Below are 19,392 nucleotides of genomic sequence, written 5' to 3'. Positions count from 1 at the left end.
GGGGAATATATTGCCGTCTTTTTTTACAATAAGGGGGGTGTTATATATTCAACATTTAGAAAGGAGTTATGGCGATGAATCACATACCGCCTGTTGTCCAAACGGAACGAATCCAAACACTCGATGTTTTGCGCGGATTTTCCCTCTTTGGAATTATTCTTGTGAATATGATCGGATTTCATTCTCCTTACGGGTATTACAATCCGTACGAGTGGTGGAAATATGACGACCTCACAACACATGCTTGGATAGATGTACTTGTACAAGGAACCTTTTACCCGATCTTCGCCTTGCTTTTTGGATATGGCATGGTCATGATTCGAAGAAAAGCTTTGGCAAATGGAAATACTTTTTGGAAAATTGGTGTCAAGCGGCTGCTGGTTCTTCTGGCATTCGGCGTCATCCACGCCTTTTTCATATGGCACGGAGACATATTGATTACATACGCACTGATAGGGTTTTTATTGCTTTTGTTTTTAAGAATTCCCGGTCCCTTCCTGATTGGTTTGGGCATGGCTTTGTATTTGTTGCCTCAGTTGTTTTTAACAGCACTTTTTCTCATACTCCATTTGTCTAATGGGGTTTCATTGGCGGATTATACGAATATCGTCGCTTTGCAAACTTCGCAGGAAGCTTATACAAATGGAAGCTACATGGAAGTGACTGCCCAGCGTATATCTGATTGGAAAACAATCAATCTGTCGGCTGGCTTTACTTTATACATATTTTTAATTTTACCAATGATGTTGATAGGCGCTGGAGCTGCCAAGTTGAAGTGGATTGAAAAGTCGAAGGAATATTGGCGAATGTGGCTTGTTATTTTCTTGATTGCGTTGCCGATAGGGATAGCCATAAAGCTTCTCCCGCTGATTGTGGAACCTTCACTCAGTTTTCAATACATTCAGGACGCATTGGGAGGACCGATTTTGGGATTTGCCTATGCAGCCGGTCTCATTCTGCTCATGAATGCCCGCATGGCCGGCAAGCTGTTGAAGCCGTTTTCGACAATAGGGCGTATGTCTCTTTCGATGTATTTAATGCAATCGCTTATCGGAACGCTTATCTTTTATCCTTATGGCTTAGGGTTGTATGGTGATATTTCGTTAACAACTGGAACATGGCTTGCCGTTTGTATATATGTTATTCAGGTCGTTTTGGCCGGGTTATGGCTGGCAAAATTCCAAAGGGGTCCGGCAGAAATGCTATGGCGGAGCTTGACGTATGGAAAGAATATGAAAAGAAGAGGTGGAACGAATGAAGTTAATGAGCTTTGAGTGGAATGGCACGCCAACATATGGCGTAGTTCACGAAAACGGCAATCGCGTTTGGGATGTGCCGGCACTTGCGAAAGCCAAAAATCAGGAAGTCCCTGATTCCATTTTCGCAGGAATTCAAGAGAGCGGCCCCTTTTATGCCACCCTTGAAGAGTTGGTTCAATGGGGAGTGGAAAATGGAAAAAATGAATATCAATTGCCTTTGGAAGATGTCAAGTGGCTTCCACCCATTCCAAAGCCCTGGAAAAACATCATGTGTGTGGGAAAAAACTATCGAGATCATGCGATAGAAATGGGGAGCGAAGCAGATATACCAAAGCATATGATTGTGTTTACGAAAGCTCCTACGACAGTGATTGGCCATAAAGATAGCATCGAAGCCCATGAAGAATTGACGAATGAACTGGATTATGAAGGCGAACTGGCGGTAGTCATTGGCAAACAGGGGAGAAATATAGCTGAAGCAGATGCGCTTGATTATGTATTTGGCTATACAATCGTGAATGATATTACGGCTCGGGATCTTCAAGTAAGGCATAAGCAATACTTCCTGGGGAAAAGTCTTGACTCTTCCTGCCCAATGGGACCGTGGATTGTCCATCATTCGGAAATCAAAAATCCCAACGGATTAAATATCCAGACGAGGGTTAACGGAGAAATCCGCCAGAATTCCAATACAGAACATTTTATCTTCCCTATTGAGGAAATCATTGCAACTCTTTCACAAGGCATGACACTGGAACCCGGTGATATCATTGCGACAGGAACGCCGTCGGGGGTAGGAAAAGGCTTTAAGCCGCCCCGTTTATTAAGCAAAGGGGATGAAGTCGAGATTTATGTTGAAGGAATTGGAAAATTAAACAATACTGTGAACTAAAGGCTTGACAATATTTTGCCGAACCCTTGTATGCTAAGATGGTGAGAGGATAGATACCAAAAAATGAGGCAAGTTTGAGGAGGTTTGACTGATGTTTGATACGACACATGCCCATATTACAACATGGGTGATTGCACTTATTCTTTTTGTTGTTGCCGTGGCTTTATCTAACGCCGGCAACGAAAAAGGCAAGAAAATTGTCCAAATGATCCTTAGGATTTTTTACTTGCTCATTCTCATGACTGGAATATTATTATTTTGGAAACACCAAGGCTACAACCCGGCTTTATACGGAATGAAATTTCTTGGCGGCGTCATTGTGATTGCGATGATGGAAATGATACTTGTACGTATGTCAAAAGGAAAAGGGACAGGATTATTTTGGGGTGTCTTGATCATTGCCTTTATTGTAACGTTTATTCTGGGGATAAAATTACCGCTTGGATGGAATTGGCTGGCATAGAACTTGGGAAAAAACCGCTGCATATCGGCGGTTTTTTTTAATTCTTGAAAAGGTGAACAATTAGTAGTGACATAGCAGGACAAAATTTATTAGAATAGTAATAACAAGGATATAGTCAAAAAATGTCGTAAAATAAAACGGTGGTGACTAGCGGGTTGAAAACGACATATGCCTATCTTTACAAGAATGAAAATGAATTGAAGGAATTCATACAAGCACATTATCACGAATTTTCCAACAACCTTCTAATCCAAGCGAATCTTGTTAATTGGCCAATTGAAAAAATTGATCGATTGCGGCGTTTATTTTCCACTCTTTTACCCCGTGCAGTGATGATTGGGAGCAATTCTTCTGGCTGTTTATTTGACGGTATGAATGAGCAATCCAGGCTATTTTTTACACATTTTAAAGACATAAACATAACATCTTCTCTATTTAAACTTTCCGATAATGATTCCATAAATGACTTTGTAAAAGGTCTCACATTTGACAGGCCAAAAGCGGCCATGGTGATGGCGAATAAATGGACCGGGATGCTTGAAGAGTGCCTGGGCCTGTTTGAACATCACCTGCCGGAAATCGCCATTGCCGGCGGAATATCTGGAAGCGGCACCATTATTTTTACAGAAACGATGATCGCCGAAGAAGGAATTGCAGCCGTCACTTTCAGCGGGCAAAACTCGGCAGTCCATATCGCTGTGAAGAAAAGGGTGGTGGAGCCGAATGTATCAGGTGATGCAAAAGATTTTTCACAAGAAACAGACAGCCCAATTCCAACTAAGCCGCTAAACATGCAGTTGGGAAAAAAGACTGCTACAAAGCTGCTGCCAGCCAAACATTACACGACAAGAAAAGGTAGAACGGCCGTTTATGATGATACCAATTTCGTTATTGGTTTCGTCAGTCAATTGCAAGGGTTGTCAAAGCTTCATAGGGCAAATACTGGACAGTTCCCGTGCTTGCAAAAAATTGTGAAGCATCCCGGCAAATCCGCAAGATGGCATCATGAAAAGGACGTATTTTTATATATTTCAAAGCGGGCTGGCGCCAAGATGAGGGAATGCTTGGAGCAATCGCCAGAAGAGGCTTCGCAGTATGATCAAGAAGAGCGGTACCGCTTGATTCATTCAAAGGAATTTTGTGATTCCATCATACAGAACCACCCGGATATCATTTTTACAACAGATTTACATGGTCATTTTCATATGGTGAATCCAGCTTTTACAAAGCTATTTGGCAAAGAGACAGCAGACCTGGCAGGGAAAAGCTGGCTGGAATTTCTTAATCCTAAGAAAGGAGAGAGACTGAAAAAGAATGTTGAGATCGCCAAAACGGGACAGGCAGTTCAATTAGAATTGGAACTTTTATGGGGAAAGAAATTAAAAACGTTTGACTTGCACGTCTTCCCTATTTTCGTAGATGGTGAATGTGTGGAAATATTGTTTTTGGGCCGTAATATGACGGAACTGCGGCAAATGGAAAAAAAGCTTGAACAAATGGCGTACTATGATGAGAAAACAGGGCTGCCGAACCAAAAAAAGTTGGAACAAATTTTGAACCAATGGATTAAAAAAGCCGAAAGGGGAAAACAGTCATTTCCGATCTTGTTTATCAAGCTGGATCGCATAAAAACCATTAATGATGCGTTTGGACATCATATCGGTGACAAAGCGCGGATACAATTGGCCTCCAGAATCCAATCTTTACTGCCAAGCGGCTCTTTTTTGGGGAGGTTTTCGACTGATACATTTACCGTTCTGCTTGGAGGGGAAACGGATTCAACCACGGTGATGTCCATTAGCCAACGTATTTTACAAACCATTCAAGAACCATTACTTTTTGAAAATCAAGAATTTTATATCGCTTCAAGCATTGGGATAAGTGTGTATCCTTTTGATGGGCAGGAATATGCAAGCTTAATGAAAAATGCGGACGTGGCACTAAGCCGGACTGATACTGTAACAAATAAAAATGTTGTTTTTTATTTAAATGAAATGAATAAGGAAATGATTGAGCGGGTGGAGCTGGAAAGAAGCTTGCGCAAAGGGATCGAAAACAATGAATTTTTCCTGGCTTATCAGCCAATCATAAACCCGGTGACCAATGAAATTGTCGCTTGTGAAGCGCTGCTTAGGTGGGAACATCCCGAATGGGGGATTGTGTCGCCGAAGAAGTTTATTCCAATTGCTGAAGAAACAGGGATGATTCATACGCTGGGCAAGTGGATTTTAAAAACCGCCTGTTTGCAGGTGAAGGATTGGCAAAGAGATGGTTTTGAACATATTAGTGTATCTGTCAATGTGTCAGCCCATCAGCTGCAAAACAACCGATTTATCGACAATATTAAACAGGCATTGGACGAATCAGCACTTGCCCCCCGGTATCTCCATTTGGAATTGACTGAAAGTGTAATGATTGACCGATCATTAACGACCGTTGAAATGTTGCGTGAATTGATGGAAATGGGCATTCATATTTCGATAGATGATTTTGGGACGGGTTACTCATCTCTTAGTTATTTAAAACATTTTCCAATTCATACGTTGAAAATTGATCGTTCTTTTATTCAGAATCTCAATAAGCAATCTCCGGATCTTGCCATTGTTCACGCCATTTTGACAATGGGACATGGGCTTGGGTTGAGAATTGTTGCGGAAGGAATCGAAACGACTGAACAACTGCATATGTTAACGAGTCTCGGTTGTGATTTCGTTCAGGGATATTTGATAGAAAAGCCGTTGGAAGCAAGGCGTTTTACACACTGGCTGGAAAGGAAGCGGAAAAACTCGAATATTTGAACGCCCCGGTGCCAACTGCCGGGGCTTTTGATTTGACATCAAGCCCCCGCCACATAGTTGTAATAATTATAAAATTGACGAAGGGCTATAAAAAGAGATAATCTTAAGGCGGAGTAGTTTTAGGGAGGTAACGGAAGTGGGTAAAAAAATATTGGCATTCCTGCTTGTTCCGTTTTTGCTTTTTTACGCTTTTCCAGCAAGTGCCGACAAAAAAGAAGAACGGGTATGGGAAGAGGAAATTGTCTATTCACTCATGATCGACAAATTTAACAACGGAGACCCCGCAAATGATAGGGTTCATGAAGCGGATGAAGCCGGTTTTGAAGGCGGGGATTTCAAAGGGATTACCGCAAAGCTTGATTATTTACAAGAGATGGGATTCACAACCATTTTGCTGTCGCCTGTTTTTCAAAATGATTCAGGTGGTTTCCATGGTGAAGCGGTAACAGATTTTTACAAAACAGAAGAACATTTTGGCTCTACTGAGGATTTGAAAAAACTCGTTGAAGAAGCCCATAGGCGGAAGATGAAAGTCATGCTTGAATTTCCGGTTGATCGGGTGGCAGAAGCTCACCCTTGGAATTCAAACCCCGAGACGAAAGATTGGATTAAAGCAGGTGCCGATAACGGCGGGAGCGAATGGAATAAGGGGCTTCCAGTGATTAATTTGGAAAATGAGGAAGTAAGGGCCTACTTGATCGAGGCGGCCAAATGGTGGATGGATGAAACACAGGTAGATGGATTCAGCCTTCAATATTTGGATAATGTTCCGTCAGATTTTATAAAAGCATTTACATCTGAAGTGAAGTCTTTCAAAAAAGGGTCCTATCTGATTGGCGCAGTTAATGAAGGAAGTCGGAAAGAACTGGCCGAATTGGAGGCAGCCGGGCTTGATGGGATAAAAGATATCCAGTTGAACAAGCCGATGAGGGACGCTTTTTCCAAAATAGATGCTTCCTCCTCTGCGTTATTGGATAATTGGAAAGAAAATGTAAGCGCCTATGATCAACCAAGCTTATTTCCGGCTTATTTGGATGACAAAAATACCGTGAGATATACGCGGGATATGGTGGATCAAAAGCAATTCCCCGGTTCCCGATGGAAGCTCGCGCTGTTTTATTTGTATACTCAGCCACAAGTCCCCATTGTTTTCTACGGTTCGGAAATCGCAGTAAATGGCGGGGGTCCGCCCGATAATGTTCCGTTGATGAGTTTTTGGGCAAAAGAAGAGCTGATTGAATTCATTGGAAGATTGGCGGAGATTCGCAGTCAGCATCCGGCACTCACCCATGGGACAATGGAGCTTTTATATGAAAAAGATGGAATGCTCGTGTTTAAAAGAGAGTATCAGGATGATACAATCGTTGTGGCCATCAATAATACGAGTGAGGACCAAACGGCTGTCATTCAAGCGGCTGATTTGCAGGATGGAAAAGAGTTGCGCGGATTATATGGTACGGATATGGTTCGAAGTGAAAACGGCGAATATAAGATCATTGTGGACAGAGAGATGACGGAAATCTATGATCTGGTTGACAAAAGCAGTTACAATATACCGTTTATCATCGCGCTATTTGCTGTATTTGGTTTCTTTATCGTGTTTATGTATGCTGCATGGAAAAGAGGAAAAAAACACAATATGCGGCCATGATCATTATAAACAAGGCTCCCGAAAAGGTTGTTCGGCAGCCTTGTTTTTTTATTGTTAAAGTGAAAGAAGCATAAATGAAACGAAATGTGGATTCGCGTGCTGAGAAAAAAGCACTCGTTGCCATTGGACACCGAGTGCTTACCATTGTCTATATTGACCTCCTCCGAAATTCAGCCTGAATCGCGTTCAACCCGAATGGGAAGAGCTTTCCTAGCGATAATTGATAAATTGAACGTCGATTGGCAAATCCGCGGAGCGGATGGCGCTGATGATTTGTTGCAGGTCATCGCGATTTTTTCCTGTTACACGGATTTGGTCATCTTGTATTTGGCTTTTTACTTTTAATTTGCTGTTTTTAATAATGGTATTGATTTTTTTGGCATTGTCTTGATCAATGCCTTGGATAAGCTTGGCACGCTGCCGGACTGTGCCGCCTGCCGCATTTTCGGTTTTCCCGTAGTCAATGTTTTTAATCGGCACTTCCCGTTTGATCAGTTTTCCATGGAGTACGTCTTTCACTTGAGATAATTTAAATTCGTCGTCCGATATGAGTACCAACTCATTGTTCTCCAAACGAATGTCGCTTTTGCTCCCTTTGAAATCATAACGATTTTTAATTTCTTTCATCGCGATATTGATCGCATTGGAAACTTCGGACATATCGATTTTGGAGACAATATCAAATGAATGCTCTTTAGCCATTTTATACCTCCTCCATTGATGGTTTTTTATTGAGAAAAAAGAAAGCAAGTGTTCCTGGCCCGGCATGAGATGCGACGACAGAGCCGATCAAGTTAATGTAAAACTTTTTTGCCCCAAACCGTTCTTCAATCATTTGTTTGACTTCAAGCGCGGTTGCTTCATCATCTCCGTGACTGATGCCAATCAATTGGTTTTCCAAATCAACGCCTCGCTCCTCCATTACATCAAGCATTCGCTTCAGCAGTTTTTTCTTACCGCGAATTTTTTCAAGAGGGACGAGCTTTCCATCTTCCACATGCAGGAGGGGTTTGATATTTAAGAGCCCGCCAATAAACGCGGAAGAGCGGGATAATCGTCCGCCTTTGGCCAGGAAGTCCAGATCCTCGACCGTAAACAAGTGTTCCATATGCTGGCATTGTTCCTTCACAATTTCTACAATGACGTCTTTTGGCTTTCCTTTTTTTATAAGATCCACCGCAGTCATGACCGCCATGCCGTATCCGACAGATACGCATCTGGAATCAATGATTGTTAAATCAAGGTTCGGATATTTTTCTTTTACTTGTTCGCACATCATGACAGCCGTTTGATATGTGCCGGAAAGTTCCGAGGAAAGTGCGATGTAAATGCCGCTCTCTCCCGACTCCGCAAGCTCGATAAACAAATTCTCAATAAATTGCGGGGTAGCTTGGGATGTTTTTGGCATTTTCCCAGCCCTGATTTCGTTGTATACCGTTTCCGGCTGTATGGTGATCAAATCTTTAAATTCCTTGTCATCAATATGTACTTGCAAGGAAATAAGTTCAACGCCATGTTCTTTAAAAAAAGCAAGCGGCAGGTCGCATGAACTGTCCGCAAATAGTTTCGTAGACATAAAATAACACCCTTCGTGAAATAGTAATAATATGCATTCCGCTGTTTTTAGTGTATATGCTTTCATAAGAAAGCTCAACAATTGTTTTTAAGGGTGAAAACATGAAAACTGTTTCGGTGTGGGAAATGATAAAAAAAATAAGCATCATTACATTCGGGGCTCTCTTAGGAGCATTGGCATTAAACTTTTTTCTGATTCCGGCAAATGTGTATGCAAGCGGTTTTGCCGGGGCTTCCCAACTATTGTCCAGAATTTTGGCCGACTTTGCATCAATCCAGGTATCGACTGGCATCCTCTTGCTGCTTTTCAATATACCCGTCGCCATCCTGGGCTGGTTAAAAGTCGGCCGTTCATTCACTTTATACAGTTTTCTTTCAGTGGTGTTGACAACCGTATTTTTGGAGTTCATTCCCGTTCAGGAAAGAGCCGAAGATGTGATGCTATATGCCGTTTTTGGCGGTGTCATTGCGGCAATCGGAATCGGAATCACATTAAAGGTCGGCGCTTCAACAGGGGGGCTCGATATCATTTCCATGGTGTTGTCGCGGATGAGCGACAAATCGGTTGGAACGTATTTTTTTATCTTAAACGCCATCATCATTTTGACAGCCGGCGCATTATACGGATGGGATAAAGCATTGTACACGCTGCTTTCGGTGTATGTTTCCACAAGGGTTATTGATGCCATTCATACCCGTCATCAAAAGCTGACTGCCATGATTGTCACCAAGAAAGCGCCTGCTTTACAGAAAGCGATTTATTCAAGGCTGGTGCGCGGGATTACGATTGTGCCGGCGAAAGGCGCTTTTTCAAATGAACACAGAGACTTGATGATATCGGTCATCACCCGTTACGAACTATATGAACTCAAAAAAATCATCAAGGAAGTCGATCCTAATGCTTTTACCAATATTGTGGAAACCGCGGGCGTCTTGGGTTTTTTCCGGAGAGATTAGTTATGTGAAAAAAGGGAGCGCTAGCTCCCGTATGATTCAAATACCGCCTAGAGACGACTTTTTCATATACTCAATTTTTTCTTTTTCTGCTTCATCCAAGGTTGCCCGGTAAGGAAATCTTTCGGCATGTTTTTCCACCGACACTTTCCCCTGCTGGGTAAAGCGTTTTGATTTGCTGTTTTTAGCCACTAAACCGCACCACCATTCGAACAGGATGTGAACACAAAGCGTGTTCAAGCTTTATTGTTTGCGAATCGTTGCAAAAAACGCAGGCAATCCATTTGTATGTTTTGGAAAATAACATTCGCTCATGTTAGACTGAAATCAACAACGGGATAACCGAAGGAGTGGTCGCTTGATTGAGATTCATCGGGAAATTTTAGCGGGAATTCCAGCATTGCATGCCGTAAAGTCCGACAATATGAACAAAAAACTACCGCTTATTTTTTTCGTTCATGGCTTCACATCAGCAAAGGAACATAATTTGCACTTTGCTTATTTATTGGCCGAAAAAGGCTTTCGGGTTATCCTTCCAGATGCCAGACTGCACGGTGAGCGGACAGATGGCCGGCCGGAAAAAGAAATGATGTATGAGTTTTTGGATATTGTGATCCATACGATAGCAGAATTGGATCAGATGAAAAATGCCCTGGCGACAAAAGCGCTGATCAGTGATCACATCGGGGTTATCGGTACATCGATGGGCGGCATGATCACCTTTGGGGCACTCACTCAGTACGACTGGATTAAAGCCGGGGCATCGTTAATGGGAAGCCCGACATTTGAAACATTTGTCAGGGGACAGATTGAGGCATTGAAACGAGAAGGAATTAACCTCCCCCACACCGATAATGAATTGGAAGAAATGTATCAAACGGTAAAAAAGTATGATGTCAGCGTGCAGCCCGAAACGCTGAATGACAGGCCGCTGTTCATTTGGCACGGGAAACAAGATGTTGTTGTGCCGTTTGGCCCTACATATGATTTTTATTTGACAGTCCGGGATAAATATAAGAAATATCCCGAACGGTTACAGTTTTTAGCGGATGAGCGGGCCGGTCATAAAGTCACCCGGGAAGCATTTTTAAAAACGGTGGAATGGTTCACAACATATTTACAATCATAAGGCTTTTCCGTGTGAAATTGGCTTCATTTTGGTATGATAAGAATAGAATCCTGATTTCTTGAAAGGAGTGGGGACCGATGGATGAAGCGTTGAAAGAAAATATTTACGGTGCCTTGGAACAAGTAATAGACCCCGAACTTGGAATAGATATTGTCAATCTCGGACTCGTGTACGATGTCGATTTGGACGAAAATGGTACCGCCAAAATTACCATGACCCTCACATCTATGGGGTGTCCGTTGGCACCAGTTATCGTAGACCAGGTTAATGCGGCTCTTGCCGATATACCGGAAGTGAAACAGACAGAAGTCGATATTGTCTGGAATCCTCCATGGACAAAAGACAAAATGTCACGGTACGCAAAAATTGCACTTGGCGTAACCTGATATTTGACACACAGCGTTTATAGAGCGGAGCACCTGTAAAGAGGCGGCTTCGCTCTTTATTGTCATCACCTTATCAAGTGTGGAGGGGGTTAAAAATGGACCTAAGCAAAATGACTCATACGATGCAGGAAGCTTTTGCAAAAGCTCAGCAAATTGCTGTTTCTCATCACCATCCGGAAATGGATATTGTTCACCTTTGGAAAGCGCTCCTTGAAAAAAGCGATAGCTTGCTGACTTCCTTGTATGAACGGCTGGGGCTGGCAAAAGAAGCAATGATTGGCCAGATCGACCAATTGCTCGATCAAATACCTGAAGTATATGGACAAGGTGTTCAAGGCGGGCAATACGTAAGCAGCGCTCTTGGGGAACTTATCCGAAAAGCGGAGGAACAAAGAGTCGCCTTTAAAGATGCTTACTTATCGGTAGAACATGTTGCATTAGCCCTTTTAGATATGGAACATCACGACATTACCCGTTATATTACGAAACAAGGCATAACGAGGGATGTTTTATTGAAAGTAATTACAGAAATAAGGGGAGGACATCGTGTGGAAAACCAAAATCCTGAAGCCGGATATGAAGCATTAAAAAAATATGGAAGGGACTTGGTGAAAGAGGCAAAGTCGGGCAGGCTGGACCCTGTCATTGGCCGGGATCAGGAGATTCGCAATGTCATCCGAATCCTGTCCAGAAAAACGAAAAACAACCCTGTCTTGATCGGCGAGCCCGGCGTCGGGAAAACAGCGATAGTCGAAGGACTTGCCCAACGGATCGTCAGACGGGATGTTCCCGAAGGGTTGAAAGATAAGACGATTTTTGCTCTTGACATGGGTTCATTAATTGCCGGCGCCAAGTTTCGGGGAGAATTTGAAGAAAGGCTGAAAGCGGTACTTCAAGAGGTGAAAAAAAGCGAGGGCAAGATCCTGCTCTTTATAGATGAAATTCATACAATTGTCGGCGCAGGCAAAGCGGAAGGCGCGATGGATGCCGGAAACATGCTCAAACCGATGCTTGCCAGAGGCGAGCTTCATTGTATTGGCGCCACGACTCTCGATGAATACCGGCTCTATATTGAAAAAGACGCCGCACTGGAACGCCGCTTTCAAAAAGTGCTCGTTCCCGAACCTACGGTGGAAGACACGATCTCCATATTGCGCGGACTGAAAGAGCGGTTTGAAATACATCACGGGGTTAATATTCATGATCGTGCCATCGTGGCCGCCGCCACCTTATCGGACCGCTATATCACGGACCGCTTCCTGCCTGATAAAGCGATTGACACGATTGATGAGGCTTGCGCCAACATCCGGGTTGAAATTGATTCGATGCCAAGTGAACTTGATGAGATTACAAGACGTGTCATGCAATTGGAAATTGAAGAAGCGGCTCTTGTGAAAGAAGATGATGAAGCAAGCAAAGAGAGATTGGATTTATTGAGACAAGAATTGGCCGATTTAAAAGAAACAGCCAAGGAAATGAAGGCAAAATGGGAGAAGGAAAAAGACGAGATTTCCGTCATTCGTGAAAAACGGGAGCAGCTGGAAAAACTGCGCAGGGAGCTCGAAGATGCTGAAAATGAATATAATTTGAATCGAGCTGCGGAACTGCGGCATGGAAAAATTCCGGCTCTTGAAAAAGAGTTAAAACAAATGGAAAGAACTCTCGAAAGAAAAGAGGCGGAAGAATCTCGGCTCGTAAAAGAAGAAGTCACCGAAGATGAAATTGCTGAAATTATTTCCCGGTGGACCGGAATCCCGATCACCAAGCTGGTGGAAGGCGAAAGGGAAAAACTATTGCGCCTGGAATCCATTTTGCACAAGCGGGTCATCGGCCAAAATGAAGCGGTCGCGCTCGTCAGCAATGCCGTCATTCGCGCTCGCGCCGGAATTAAAGATCCCAATCGTCCAATTGGTTCATTTATCTTTTTAGGCCCTACAGGTGTCGGGAAAACAGAGTTGGCGAAAGCGTTGGCGGAAACGTTATTCGACAGTGAAGAACAAATGATCCGAATCGATATGTCCGAGTACATGGAAAAACATGCTGTATCCAGGTTGATCGGCGCGCCGCCGGGTTATGTTGGTTATGAAGAAGGAGGTCAGCTGACAGAAGCGGTTCGGAGAAAGCCGTATTCGGTCGTTTTGCTGGATGAAATTGAGAAAGCCCACCCGGAAGTGTTTCATATTTTGCTTCAAGTGTTGGATGATGGAAGAATCACCGATTCTCAAGGCAGGAAAGTCGATTTTAAAAACACCGTCATTATTATGACATCCAATATAGGATCGGCGTTTTTGCTGGAAAGGGAGCAACATGAAGACCACATTGATGAACAGACAAAAGAACGCGTACTCAGTCAGCTCAAAGCGTCTTTCAGACCGGAATTTTTAAACAGGGTGGATGAAATTATTCTGTTTAAGCCTTTAAACTTGGAAAACATAAAAGGAATCGTTGAAAAATTGACGGAAGAACTCAAAGAAAGGTTACGGCACCAGCATATACAGATGAACATGACAGAGGAAGCCAAAAGCTTTATAGCCCGTGAAGCGTTTGACCCTGTGTATGGCGCGCGTCCGCTCAGAAGATATCTGCAAAGCAATGTGGAGACGAAGATCGCCAAAGAAATCATTGCCGGCCATGTACATCCTTTCGACTCGCTCCTCGTTGAATTAAAAGACGGCGAGCTGGCGGTAACAGTTCAGAGATCATAAACAAAGAAAAAATAACTCGCCAATGTTTCGGCGAGTTATTTTTCTTCCACCGGCTGTGGTAAAATAGCCGATGCAATGAAGATTAAGATAGAGACTGCAGCAGACAACATAGAGGCCGTTTTAAAATCATAAGTGGATCCGATCATAGATCCGCCAACGTACATGACCATATTGACAAGCAAAAATGTCCAAAAAATTGTAACGATATATCTCAAACTCTTCACCCCATTTCAAACCCACATAAAAAATCCACGATATATTTACCCCGATAGTATAACATAAATAAATCAAATGGTACAAACATTCGCTGTCGGCATTTCCACATCTGGTGGTAAGTCCTTGTCACTTTGGCATATGTATGAAGTAGGAAAAAGAGAAGGGAGTTTTCATGTATGAGACATGCCGTAGTTTATGGAGCGCGCCAGCCATTTGGATTTGAATTATGTTCACAACTGCTTGAAAAAGGATATGTTGTGCATGCCGTTGACCATCAACATTGGATGAGGGAGGAGGATGAAGAAAAATGGCTCTTTATTGGCCGCAATGCCAATTTGGTCTATCATGAGATCGCAAGGGAAGAAGACCAAGCCAAACTTCCATTTCAACCTTCCAAAAATTGTCTCATATTTATTCCTATTATTGATTATGTCATGCGCCATGTTTCACATGTAGCTGATCAGCTTGTTCGGCAATTAACGTTTTTGTCCCATATGGAAATGTTGGAAGAAGCATTCGTGTTTTTCATTTATCCTCCTGCTTCACGTTTGCATCAGGCTCCCTTTTTCAAAAATCTCGATAGCATTTACTCAAACTTTCAAACGAATCAAGTTTCTGTTAACGACTTTTTCCTGTCTATAGAGATAGAAAAAGAGTCAGTCATAACCAAGGAAGAGTGCAAGCGTGAAGTGGAGAACGTGCTTTCCAGATCTGAAGAAAAGCTTGTTGGCAACTAGGAATAACGGCATTAAAAAACAGAGAATGGCTTGGAAGGCCCTGACAAGTTTCGAAACATCGGCGTGCTCTATAATGAGGGTGACAATGAAGAAGACAGGTGGTATAATTAGCACCAAGTCTTAATAGAAGATATCATAATAAATTCATTATGTTTGTAAGGGAAAGAAGGGAATTACCTATGAATGCAGGTATTATTGGCGTAGGAAAATACATGCCCGACCGGGTTGTGACCAATAAAGAGCTGGAAACGATGATGGATACGTCCGATGAATGGATTCGGACGCGAACGGGGATTGAGGAACGAAGAATTGCCCCTGACGACATTGATACATCGGACATGGCTTATGAAGCAGCCAAAAAAGCCATGGATCATGCCGGAGTGCAACCGGAAAATATTGATATGATTCTTGTTGCGACGGTGACTCCTGACCGCCCGTTCCCTTCGGTTGCGTGTATGCTGCAGGCGAGGCTGGGCTGCGTCAACGCATCCGCAATGGATGTCAGCGCGGCGTGCGCTGGTTTTATGTATGCCGTAGCAACAGCGAAACAATTTATAGAAAATGAAGCCTGCAAGAACATTTTAGTTGTAGGTGTTGAAAAACTGTCAAAAATCACCGACTGGTCTGACAGGAACACGGCTGTCCTTTTTGGGGACGGAGCCGGAGCGGTCGTAGTGGGGCCCGTATCCGAGGGCCGGGGTATTTTGGCATTTGACCTTGGCGCAGACGGAACAGGCGGCCAACATTTATACCAAGATCAATATATCGTGATGAACGGAAGAGAAGTATTCAAATTTGCTGTCAGGCAAATGGGAGAATCTTCTGTCAAAGTTCTCGAAAAAGCCGGCTTAACCAAAAATGATGTTGATTTCTTGATCCCTCATCAGGCCAACATTCGCATAATGGAAGCGGCCAGGCAGCGCCTTGAGCTCCCTGAAGAAAAAATGTCCAAAATGATTCATAAATACGGCAACACATCCTCTGCTTCCATCCCAATGGTGATTGCCGATGAAGTGGAAGCGGGAAAAATAAAGGATGATGATGTTATCGTTTTAGTCGGTTTTGGCGGAGGTCTCACATGGGGGGCCATTGCTTTAAGATGGGGCCGCTAGGCGCTTAATATCTTCTTGAAATAACATAAAGGAGATGATGCAAAAGATGAAGAAAAGAGTAGTTGTAACCGGAATCGGCTCCATATCGCCGGTTGGGAACGATGTAGAAACAGCATGGGGAAATATTGTGGCTGGAAAATCAGGGATTGGGCCCCTTACACGATTAAATCCGGACGATTTTTCTGTGAAAGTAGCTGCAGAAGTAACAGACTTTGATATAGAAAAGTTTATTGAGATAAAAGATGCCCGGAAAATGGATCGTTTTACCCATTTTGCGTTGGCATCAGCATTGATGGCTGTTAAAGATGCGGGGCTGGTCATCGACGACAACAATGCGCACCGGATCGGTGTATGGATTGGTTCCGGCATCGGGGGAATGGAGACATTTGAAAAGCAATATGAGATTTTTCAAAAGAGAGGCTACCGCCGGGTCAGTCCGTTCTTTGTCCCAATGATGATTCCGGATATGGCGACAGGCCAAGTGTCGATTTTTCTCGGAGCCAAGGGCGTCAATTCCTGTACGGTGACAGCATGCGCAACAGGGACGAATTCCATCGGGGACGCTTTTAAAGTGATTCAGCGTGGTGATGCCGATGCCATGATTGCCGGCGGGACAGAAGCGCCGATCACTCAAATGTCGGTAGCCGGTTTTTGTGCCAATAAGGCATTATCGACAAATCCTGATCCGAACACGGCAAGCAGACCGTTTGACTTAAATCGCGACGGTTTCGTCATCGGTGAAGGGGCCGGTGTATTGATTCTGGAAGAGCTGGATCATGCGCTTAACCGCGGAGCGGATATATATGCAGAAATCGTCGGATATGGCTCCACGGGAGATGCCTATCATATTACAGCGCCGGCTCCCGGTGGTGAAGGCGGCGCGAGAGCGATGAAATTGGCTCTGGAGGATGCGGGTATGAAGCCGGAAGACATTGATTATATTAATGCCCATGGGACAAGCACGCCTTATAATGATGAATTTGAAACGAACGCAGTCAAGCAAGTGTTTGGCGAACATGCTTATAAATTAGGGATTAGCTCCACAAAATCCATGACAGGTCATCTGCTTGGGGCAGCAGGGGGAGTTGAGGCCATTTATTCTGTTTTGGCTATTAAAGACGGCATCATGCCGCCGACGATCAACTATGAGACACCTGATCCAAAATGCGATCTCGACTATGTGGTCAACGAAGCCCGTAAGCGGGACTTGAAAGGGGTTCTGAGCAACTCTCTCGGATTCGGCGGACATAATGCTACAATCGCCTTTAAAAAATATGAGTAAGTACAAAAGATATAGCCAGAGCAATCGGGCTATATCTTTTTTGTTTTACTTCGTATTTGGAACGCTGTCACCTTTTTTCTAGGCTTTCGTACAATATCGAAGGGGAGGAGACGGCATATGGGAGTTATTGAAACGAATGATTGGCTTGAGCAGCATTTTTTCAATCCAGAGCATGTTTGCGGCATGGCTTATTCTGAGGATAAAGAAGGCGGCCGTTTTTACCACTATTTGCGCCGATTCGGAATGTACGAACCGTCCAGGGCTACATTTGGCTTTTTTGAAGAGCTGAAAAGGCAAAACGCATGGGAAAAAATCGGTAACATTTATCAAAAATACTATAATAAGTGGAAACAGCATAAGATTGATATTTATATTTTTCCGATTAATCCAACCCGACAATTTCTCGAAGGTTTAAAAGGACGTTCGGGTGCGGCGTTTCCCAAAAAGTTGTTTTTGTTTTTATCGCCGACGGAAGATGAAAAAAATTGGGAATCCTTGTTCGTGCATGAGTATCATCACGCAACGAGGATGCATCATTATAAAAAAGATGTAGATCATTACCATTTGCTTGATTCACTTGTATTTGAAGGGCTTGCCGAGCAGGCCGTCCAAAAATATTGCGGAAAAGAATATCAATCTGAATGGGTAAAACAATATAATCCTGATATGCTCCGGGTATTTTGGGAGAGGCATTATCAACCAAATCTTGAACGGAAGAAAAATCATCCCCTTCATGATCAACTCTTATTTGGCAGTGGGCCAGTTCCTCCGATGATGGGTTATGCGATTGGAGCTGATTTGGTCAAAGGGTATAAAGGGCGCAGGCCGCTCACAGTCCAGTACTCTTTTCAAATTCCTTCAGAGGAGATACTAGCAAATAATTCCCGATACAACCCGCCATCTTAGGCGCTTTTTTTTTGGGGAAAATGTATAGAACAGGCATGGCCGAATATAATGAAGCAAAGAAAATTGTATGATAAACACACCGGGGGAATTGATATGCTCTTCAGAACATTCCTTTATCTGGCAGGATTCGGATTTGCGGTTGCGGGAGGGTTCAACATTATCGCCTATTTCAATTTGTTGGTAATGGGCGCCAGTTTTGCAGAATATATTCTTTTTATTTTAAAAAGACCTGAATGCTATTTGTTTGTCGTTGGCGTCATGATGATCTCACTTGCCGTGTTTGGGTTTCAGACGGGCGAATAGTCCCTCGTTAGAACTGGATATATAGGAATAAATTGACTAAAGCCTGCCCATACTGAAAAACAAATAGTGATGAAGTGAGGGGTTAAGATGCTTTATCTTCATGATGTATGGGTTAATTGGTTTGAAGGAGAAGAAAATGGGTATAATGTATGCCATTTTCACGAGTGGAGAAGAGGAGAAGACGTGATTGAACTGTTAGATCAAGTTCCGCTGTTATATATCGATTCTCTCCTTTTCAACCATATAGAAAATGATATGGCCGATTTGCCCGAGGCATTGTTGAATGAAATTTATAAAAAGGCCTATTTGAGAAAGAATCATGAACGAATTGTGTTGGACTATTGTTTTGTTGTAACAGATGGACAAGGAATTCTTGCTGTAGATACGGTCGGATACTCGATACCGCTGCGAAAAAGCAGGCTCATTCCCCGTCAGGAGCAGTTGGTGTATGAGATGATCGCCAATAATCAGCCCGAAACGTTTACATTTGAGCCGTTAACCAAAAAGAAAGAGTACCATATACTATCGCCGGACCCAATATTAATGCGCGGTTTGACAAGAAAAGAAAGACAGTTAAAACAGTTGCTGTTTATGGCGCTGGACCAGCTTTACTCGTCAAAAAATACGGCAGAAGTAAGATATTGGTATACAGAATGGTGTCCTCATCTGTACTCTGAAATACAGGAGATGGATTTTGAAAAGGTGTGGAACGACCTTTATGAGGCAACAAAAAAAGGATGGTCGGAAAAACATCAATTATTGTGTGAAAATATGATTAAAGGCCAGCCATTCTTTGAAAAGCTTTGGGAGATGGAATGTGATTCAAAAGTAAATTGAAGCCCAAAGCCGCGAAAAAGAACAGTCTGGGACATAAGGAAATACGAAAGAAGCTCGATGATCCTAATTTACATTTTTGAATCATCGAGCTTTTTTGTCATGCCTAATTTTTACTGAGAAAATGGATGGAATTCATCAATAACAGTATTGACTTTATATAGTTAGCCTCTTTATGCTTAAAGTTTTA

The 19,392-nt window shown here is 43.1% G+C and carries 19 protein-coding genes; 15 read left to right on the top strand and 4 right to left on the bottom strand.

Annotated elements, in window-relative coordinates; all coding sequences use genetic code 11:
• Positions 1 to 74 precede the first annotated feature (74 nt).
• The 5 genes from MHB50_RS11665 to MHB50_RS11645 all read left to right on the top strand — a co-directional run bounded on the left by MHB50_RS11665 (position 75) and on the right by MHB50_RS11645 (position 7,063).
• The gene (locus MHB50_RS11665) at positions 75 to 1,274 is read left to right on the top strand and encodes a DUF418 domain-containing protein (protein ID WP_077112360.1); all 1,200 of its coding nucleotides are present in this window, start codon (positions 75 to 77) and stop codon (positions 1,272 to 1,274) included.
• Positions 1,255 to 2,151, top strand: a complete 897-nt coding sequence (locus MHB50_RS11660) for a fumarylacetoacetate hydrolase family protein (RefSeq protein ID WP_077112362.1) — start codon at positions 1,255 to 1,257, stop codon at positions 2,149 to 2,151. The genes MHB50_RS11665 and MHB50_RS11660 overlap by 20 nt, the downstream gene beginning before the upstream one ends.
• A 91-nt stretch (positions 2,152 to 2,242) precedes the next feature.
• Positions 2,243 to 2,614, top strand: coding sequence for a YisL family protein (locus MHB50_RS11655; RefSeq protein ID WP_077112364.1), 372 nt, complete (start codon positions 2,243 to 2,245; stop codon positions 2,612 to 2,614).
• A 155-nt stretch (positions 2,615 to 2,769) separates the two neighbouring features.
• Positions 2,770 to 5,412 carry an EAL domain-containing protein gene (locus tag MHB50_RS11650; RefSeq protein WP_340083821.1) on the top strand — a complete coding sequence of 881 codons (2,643 nt, stop codon included), beginning with the start codon at positions 2,770 to 2,772 and terminating at the stop codon, positions 5,410 to 5,412.
• A gap of 136 nt (positions 5,413 to 5,548) precedes the next feature.
• Positions 5,549 to 7,063 carry an alpha-amylase family glycosyl hydrolase gene (locus tag MHB50_RS11645; protein WP_205180299.1) on the top strand — a complete coding sequence of 505 codons (1,515 nt, stop codon included), beginning with the start codon at positions 5,549 to 5,551 and terminating at the stop codon, positions 7,061 to 7,063.
• Between the two features lie 210 nt (positions 7,064 to 7,273).
• Here the strand turns inward: MHB50_RS11645 and MHB50_RS11640 are convergent, their stop codons facing one another.
• Together MHB50_RS11640 and MHB50_RS11635 are read right to left on the bottom strand one after the other, a co-directional pair.
• A complete protein-coding gene (locus MHB50_RS11640) occupies positions 7,274 to 7,765 on the bottom strand; it encodes a YajQ family cyclic di-GMP-binding protein (RefSeq protein WP_077112370.1) in 492 nt (163 codons plus the stop codon).
• Between the two features lies 1 nt (position 7,766).
• Complete coding sequence (locus MHB50_RS11635) at positions 7,767 to 8,639, bottom strand: DegV family protein (protein WP_205180297.1); 873 nt, start codon at positions 8,637 to 8,639, stop codon at positions 7,767 to 7,769.
• A 101-nt stretch (positions 8,640 to 8,740) separates the two neighbouring features.
• Here MHB50_RS11635 and MHB50_RS11630 point away from each other — a divergent pair, with 101 nt between their 5' ends.
• Complete coding sequence (locus MHB50_RS11630) at positions 8,741 to 9,595, top strand: YitT family protein (protein WP_077112374.1); 855 nt, start codon at positions 8,741 to 8,743, stop codon at positions 9,593 to 9,595.
• Between the two features lie 36 nt (positions 9,596 to 9,631).
• Here the strand turns inward: MHB50_RS11630 and MHB50_RS11625 are convergent, their stop codons facing one another.
• Positions 9,632 to 9,784 (bottom strand): competence protein, encoded by a 153-nt coding sequence (locus MHB50_RS11625; RefSeq protein ID WP_077112376.1) that lies wholly within the window; start codon positions 9,782 to 9,784, stop codon positions 9,632 to 9,634.
• A gap of 166 nt (positions 9,785 to 9,950) precedes the next feature.
• Here MHB50_RS11625 and MHB50_RS11620 point away from each other — a divergent pair, with 166 nt between their 5' ends.
• From MHB50_RS11620 to clpB, 3 genes are all read left to right on the top strand, one after another.
• On the top strand, positions 9,951 to 10,721 hold the full coding sequence (locus MHB50_RS11620) for an alpha/beta fold hydrolase (protein ID WP_077112378.1): 771 nt from the start codon (positions 9,951 to 9,953) through the stop codon (positions 10,719 to 10,721).
• Positions 10,722 to 10,798: 77 nt separating this feature from the next.
• Positions 10,799 to 11,107 (top strand): metal-sulfur cluster assembly factor, encoded by a 309-nt coding sequence (locus tag MHB50_RS11615; protein WP_077112380.1) that lies wholly within the window; start codon positions 10,799 to 10,801, stop codon positions 11,105 to 11,107.
• A gap of 95 nt (positions 11,108 to 11,202) precedes the next feature.
• Positions 11,203 to 13,812 carry an ATP-dependent chaperone ClpB gene (gene clpB / locus MHB50_RS11610; protein WP_077112381.1) on the top strand — a complete coding sequence of 870 codons (2,610 nt, stop codon included), beginning with the start codon at positions 11,203 to 11,205 and terminating at the stop codon, positions 13,810 to 13,812.
• A 35-nt stretch (positions 13,813 to 13,847) separates the two neighbouring features.
• Here the strand turns inward: clpB and MHB50_RS11605 are convergent, their stop codons facing one another.
• Entirely contained in the window at positions 13,848 to 14,036 is a 189-nt protein-coding gene (locus tag MHB50_RS11605) for a YjzD family protein (RefSeq protein WP_321189684.1), read from the bottom strand.
• Positions 14,037 to 14,204: 168 nt separating this feature from the next.
• Here MHB50_RS11605 and MHB50_RS11600 point away from each other — a divergent pair, with 168 nt between their 5' ends.
• The 6 genes from MHB50_RS11600 (at position 14,205) to MHB50_RS11575 (ending at position 19,205) form a co-directional block, all read left to right on the top strand.
• Entirely contained in the window at positions 14,205 to 14,765 is a 561-nt protein-coding gene (locus tag MHB50_RS11600; RefSeq protein ID WP_077112386.1) for a hypothetical protein, read from the top strand.
• A gap of 179 nt (positions 14,766 to 14,944) precedes the next feature.
• A complete protein-coding gene (locus MHB50_RS11595) occupies positions 14,945 to 15,877 on the top strand; it encodes a beta-ketoacyl-ACP synthase III (protein ID WP_077112388.1) in 933 nt (310 codons plus the stop codon).
• Positions 15,878 to 15,923: 46 nt separating this feature from the next.
• Positions 15,924 to 17,159: a beta-ketoacyl-ACP synthase II gene (fabF, locus tag MHB50_RS11590; protein ID WP_077112390.1), complete on the top strand. Its 1,236-nt coding sequence runs from the start codon at positions 15,924 to 15,926 to the stop codon at positions 17,157 to 17,159.
• A gap of 117 nt (positions 17,160 to 17,276) precedes the next feature.
• Entirely contained in the window at positions 17,277 to 18,065 is a 789-nt protein-coding gene (locus MHB50_RS11585) for a DUF2268 domain-containing putative Zn-dependent protease (protein ID WP_083717587.1), read from the top strand.
• Between the two features lie 93 nt (positions 18,066 to 18,158).
• Entirely contained in the window at positions 18,159 to 18,368 is a 210-nt protein-coding gene (locus MHB50_RS11580) for a hypothetical protein (protein ID WP_077112427.1), read from the top strand.
• A gap of 87 nt (positions 18,369 to 18,455) precedes the next feature.
• Positions 18,456 to 19,205 carry a YjbA family protein gene (locus MHB50_RS11575; RefSeq protein ID WP_077112391.1) on the top strand — a complete coding sequence of 250 codons (750 nt, stop codon included), beginning with the start codon at positions 18,456 to 18,458 and terminating at the stop codon, positions 19,203 to 19,205.
• Positions 19,206 to 19,392: the final 187 nt, after the last annotated feature.

The organism is Siminovitchia sp. FSL H7-0308, assembly GCF_037980985.1.
In the GTDB taxonomy this organism is placed as follows: Bacteria; Bacillota; Bacilli; order Bacillales; family Bacillaceae_C; genus Siminovitchia; species Siminovitchia thermophila.
This window is presented reverse-complemented; position numbering and strand designations above follow the sequence as displayed.

Bases quoted from the DNA above. Each gene is read 5' to 3' on its own strand.
- clpB (WP_077112381.1), top strand. From the start codon at position 11,203: ATGGACCTAAGCAAAATGACTCATACGATGCAGGAAGCTTTTGCAAAA.
- fabF (WP_077112390.1), top strand. From the start codon at position 15,924: ATGAAGAAAAGAGTAGTTGTAACCGGAATCGGCTCCATATCGCCGGTT.
- MHB50_RS11600 (WP_077112386.1), top strand. From the start codon at position 14,205: ATGAGACATGCCGTAGTTTATGGAGCGCGCCAGCCATTTGGATTTGAA.
- MHB50_RS11640 (WP_077112370.1), bottom strand. From the start codon at position 7,765: ATGGCTAAAGAGCATTCATTTGATATTGTCTCCAAAATCGATATGTCC.
- MHB50_RS11635 (WP_205180297.1), bottom strand. From the start codon at position 8,639: ATGTCTACGAAACTATTTGCGGACAGTTCATGCGACCTGCCGCTTGCT.
- MHB50_RS11585 (WP_083717587.1), top strand. From the start codon at position 17,277: ATGGGAGTTATTGAAACGAATGATTGGCTTGAGCAGCATTTTTTCAAT.
- MHB50_RS11615 (WP_077112380.1), top strand. From the start codon at position 10,799: ATGGATGAAGCGTTGAAAGAAAATATTTACGGTGCCTTGGAACAAGTA.
- MHB50_RS11595 (WP_077112388.1), top strand. From the start codon at position 14,945: ATGAATGCAGGTATTATTGGCGTAGGAAAATACATGCCCGACCGGGTT.
- MHB50_RS11665 (WP_077112360.1), top strand. From the start codon at position 75: ATGAATCACATACCGCCTGTTGTCCAAACGGAACGAATCCAAACACTC.
- MHB50_RS11580 (WP_077112427.1), top strand. From the start codon at position 18,159: ATGCTCTTCAGAACATTCCTTTATCTGGCAGGATTCGGATTTGCGGTT.
- MHB50_RS11660 (WP_077112362.1), top strand. From the start codon at position 1,255: ATGAAGTTAATGAGCTTTGAGTGGAATGGCACGCCAACATATGGCGTA.
- MHB50_RS11655 (WP_077112364.1), top strand. From the start codon at position 2,243: ATGTTTGATACGACACATGCCCATATTACAACATGGGTGATTGCACTT.
- MHB50_RS11575 (WP_077112391.1), top strand. From the start codon at position 18,456: ATGCTTTATCTTCATGATGTATGGGTTAATTGGTTTGAAGGAGAAGAA.
- MHB50_RS11630 (WP_077112374.1), top strand. From the start codon at position 8,741: ATGAAAACTGTTTCGGTGTGGGAAATGATAAAAAAAATAAGCATCATT.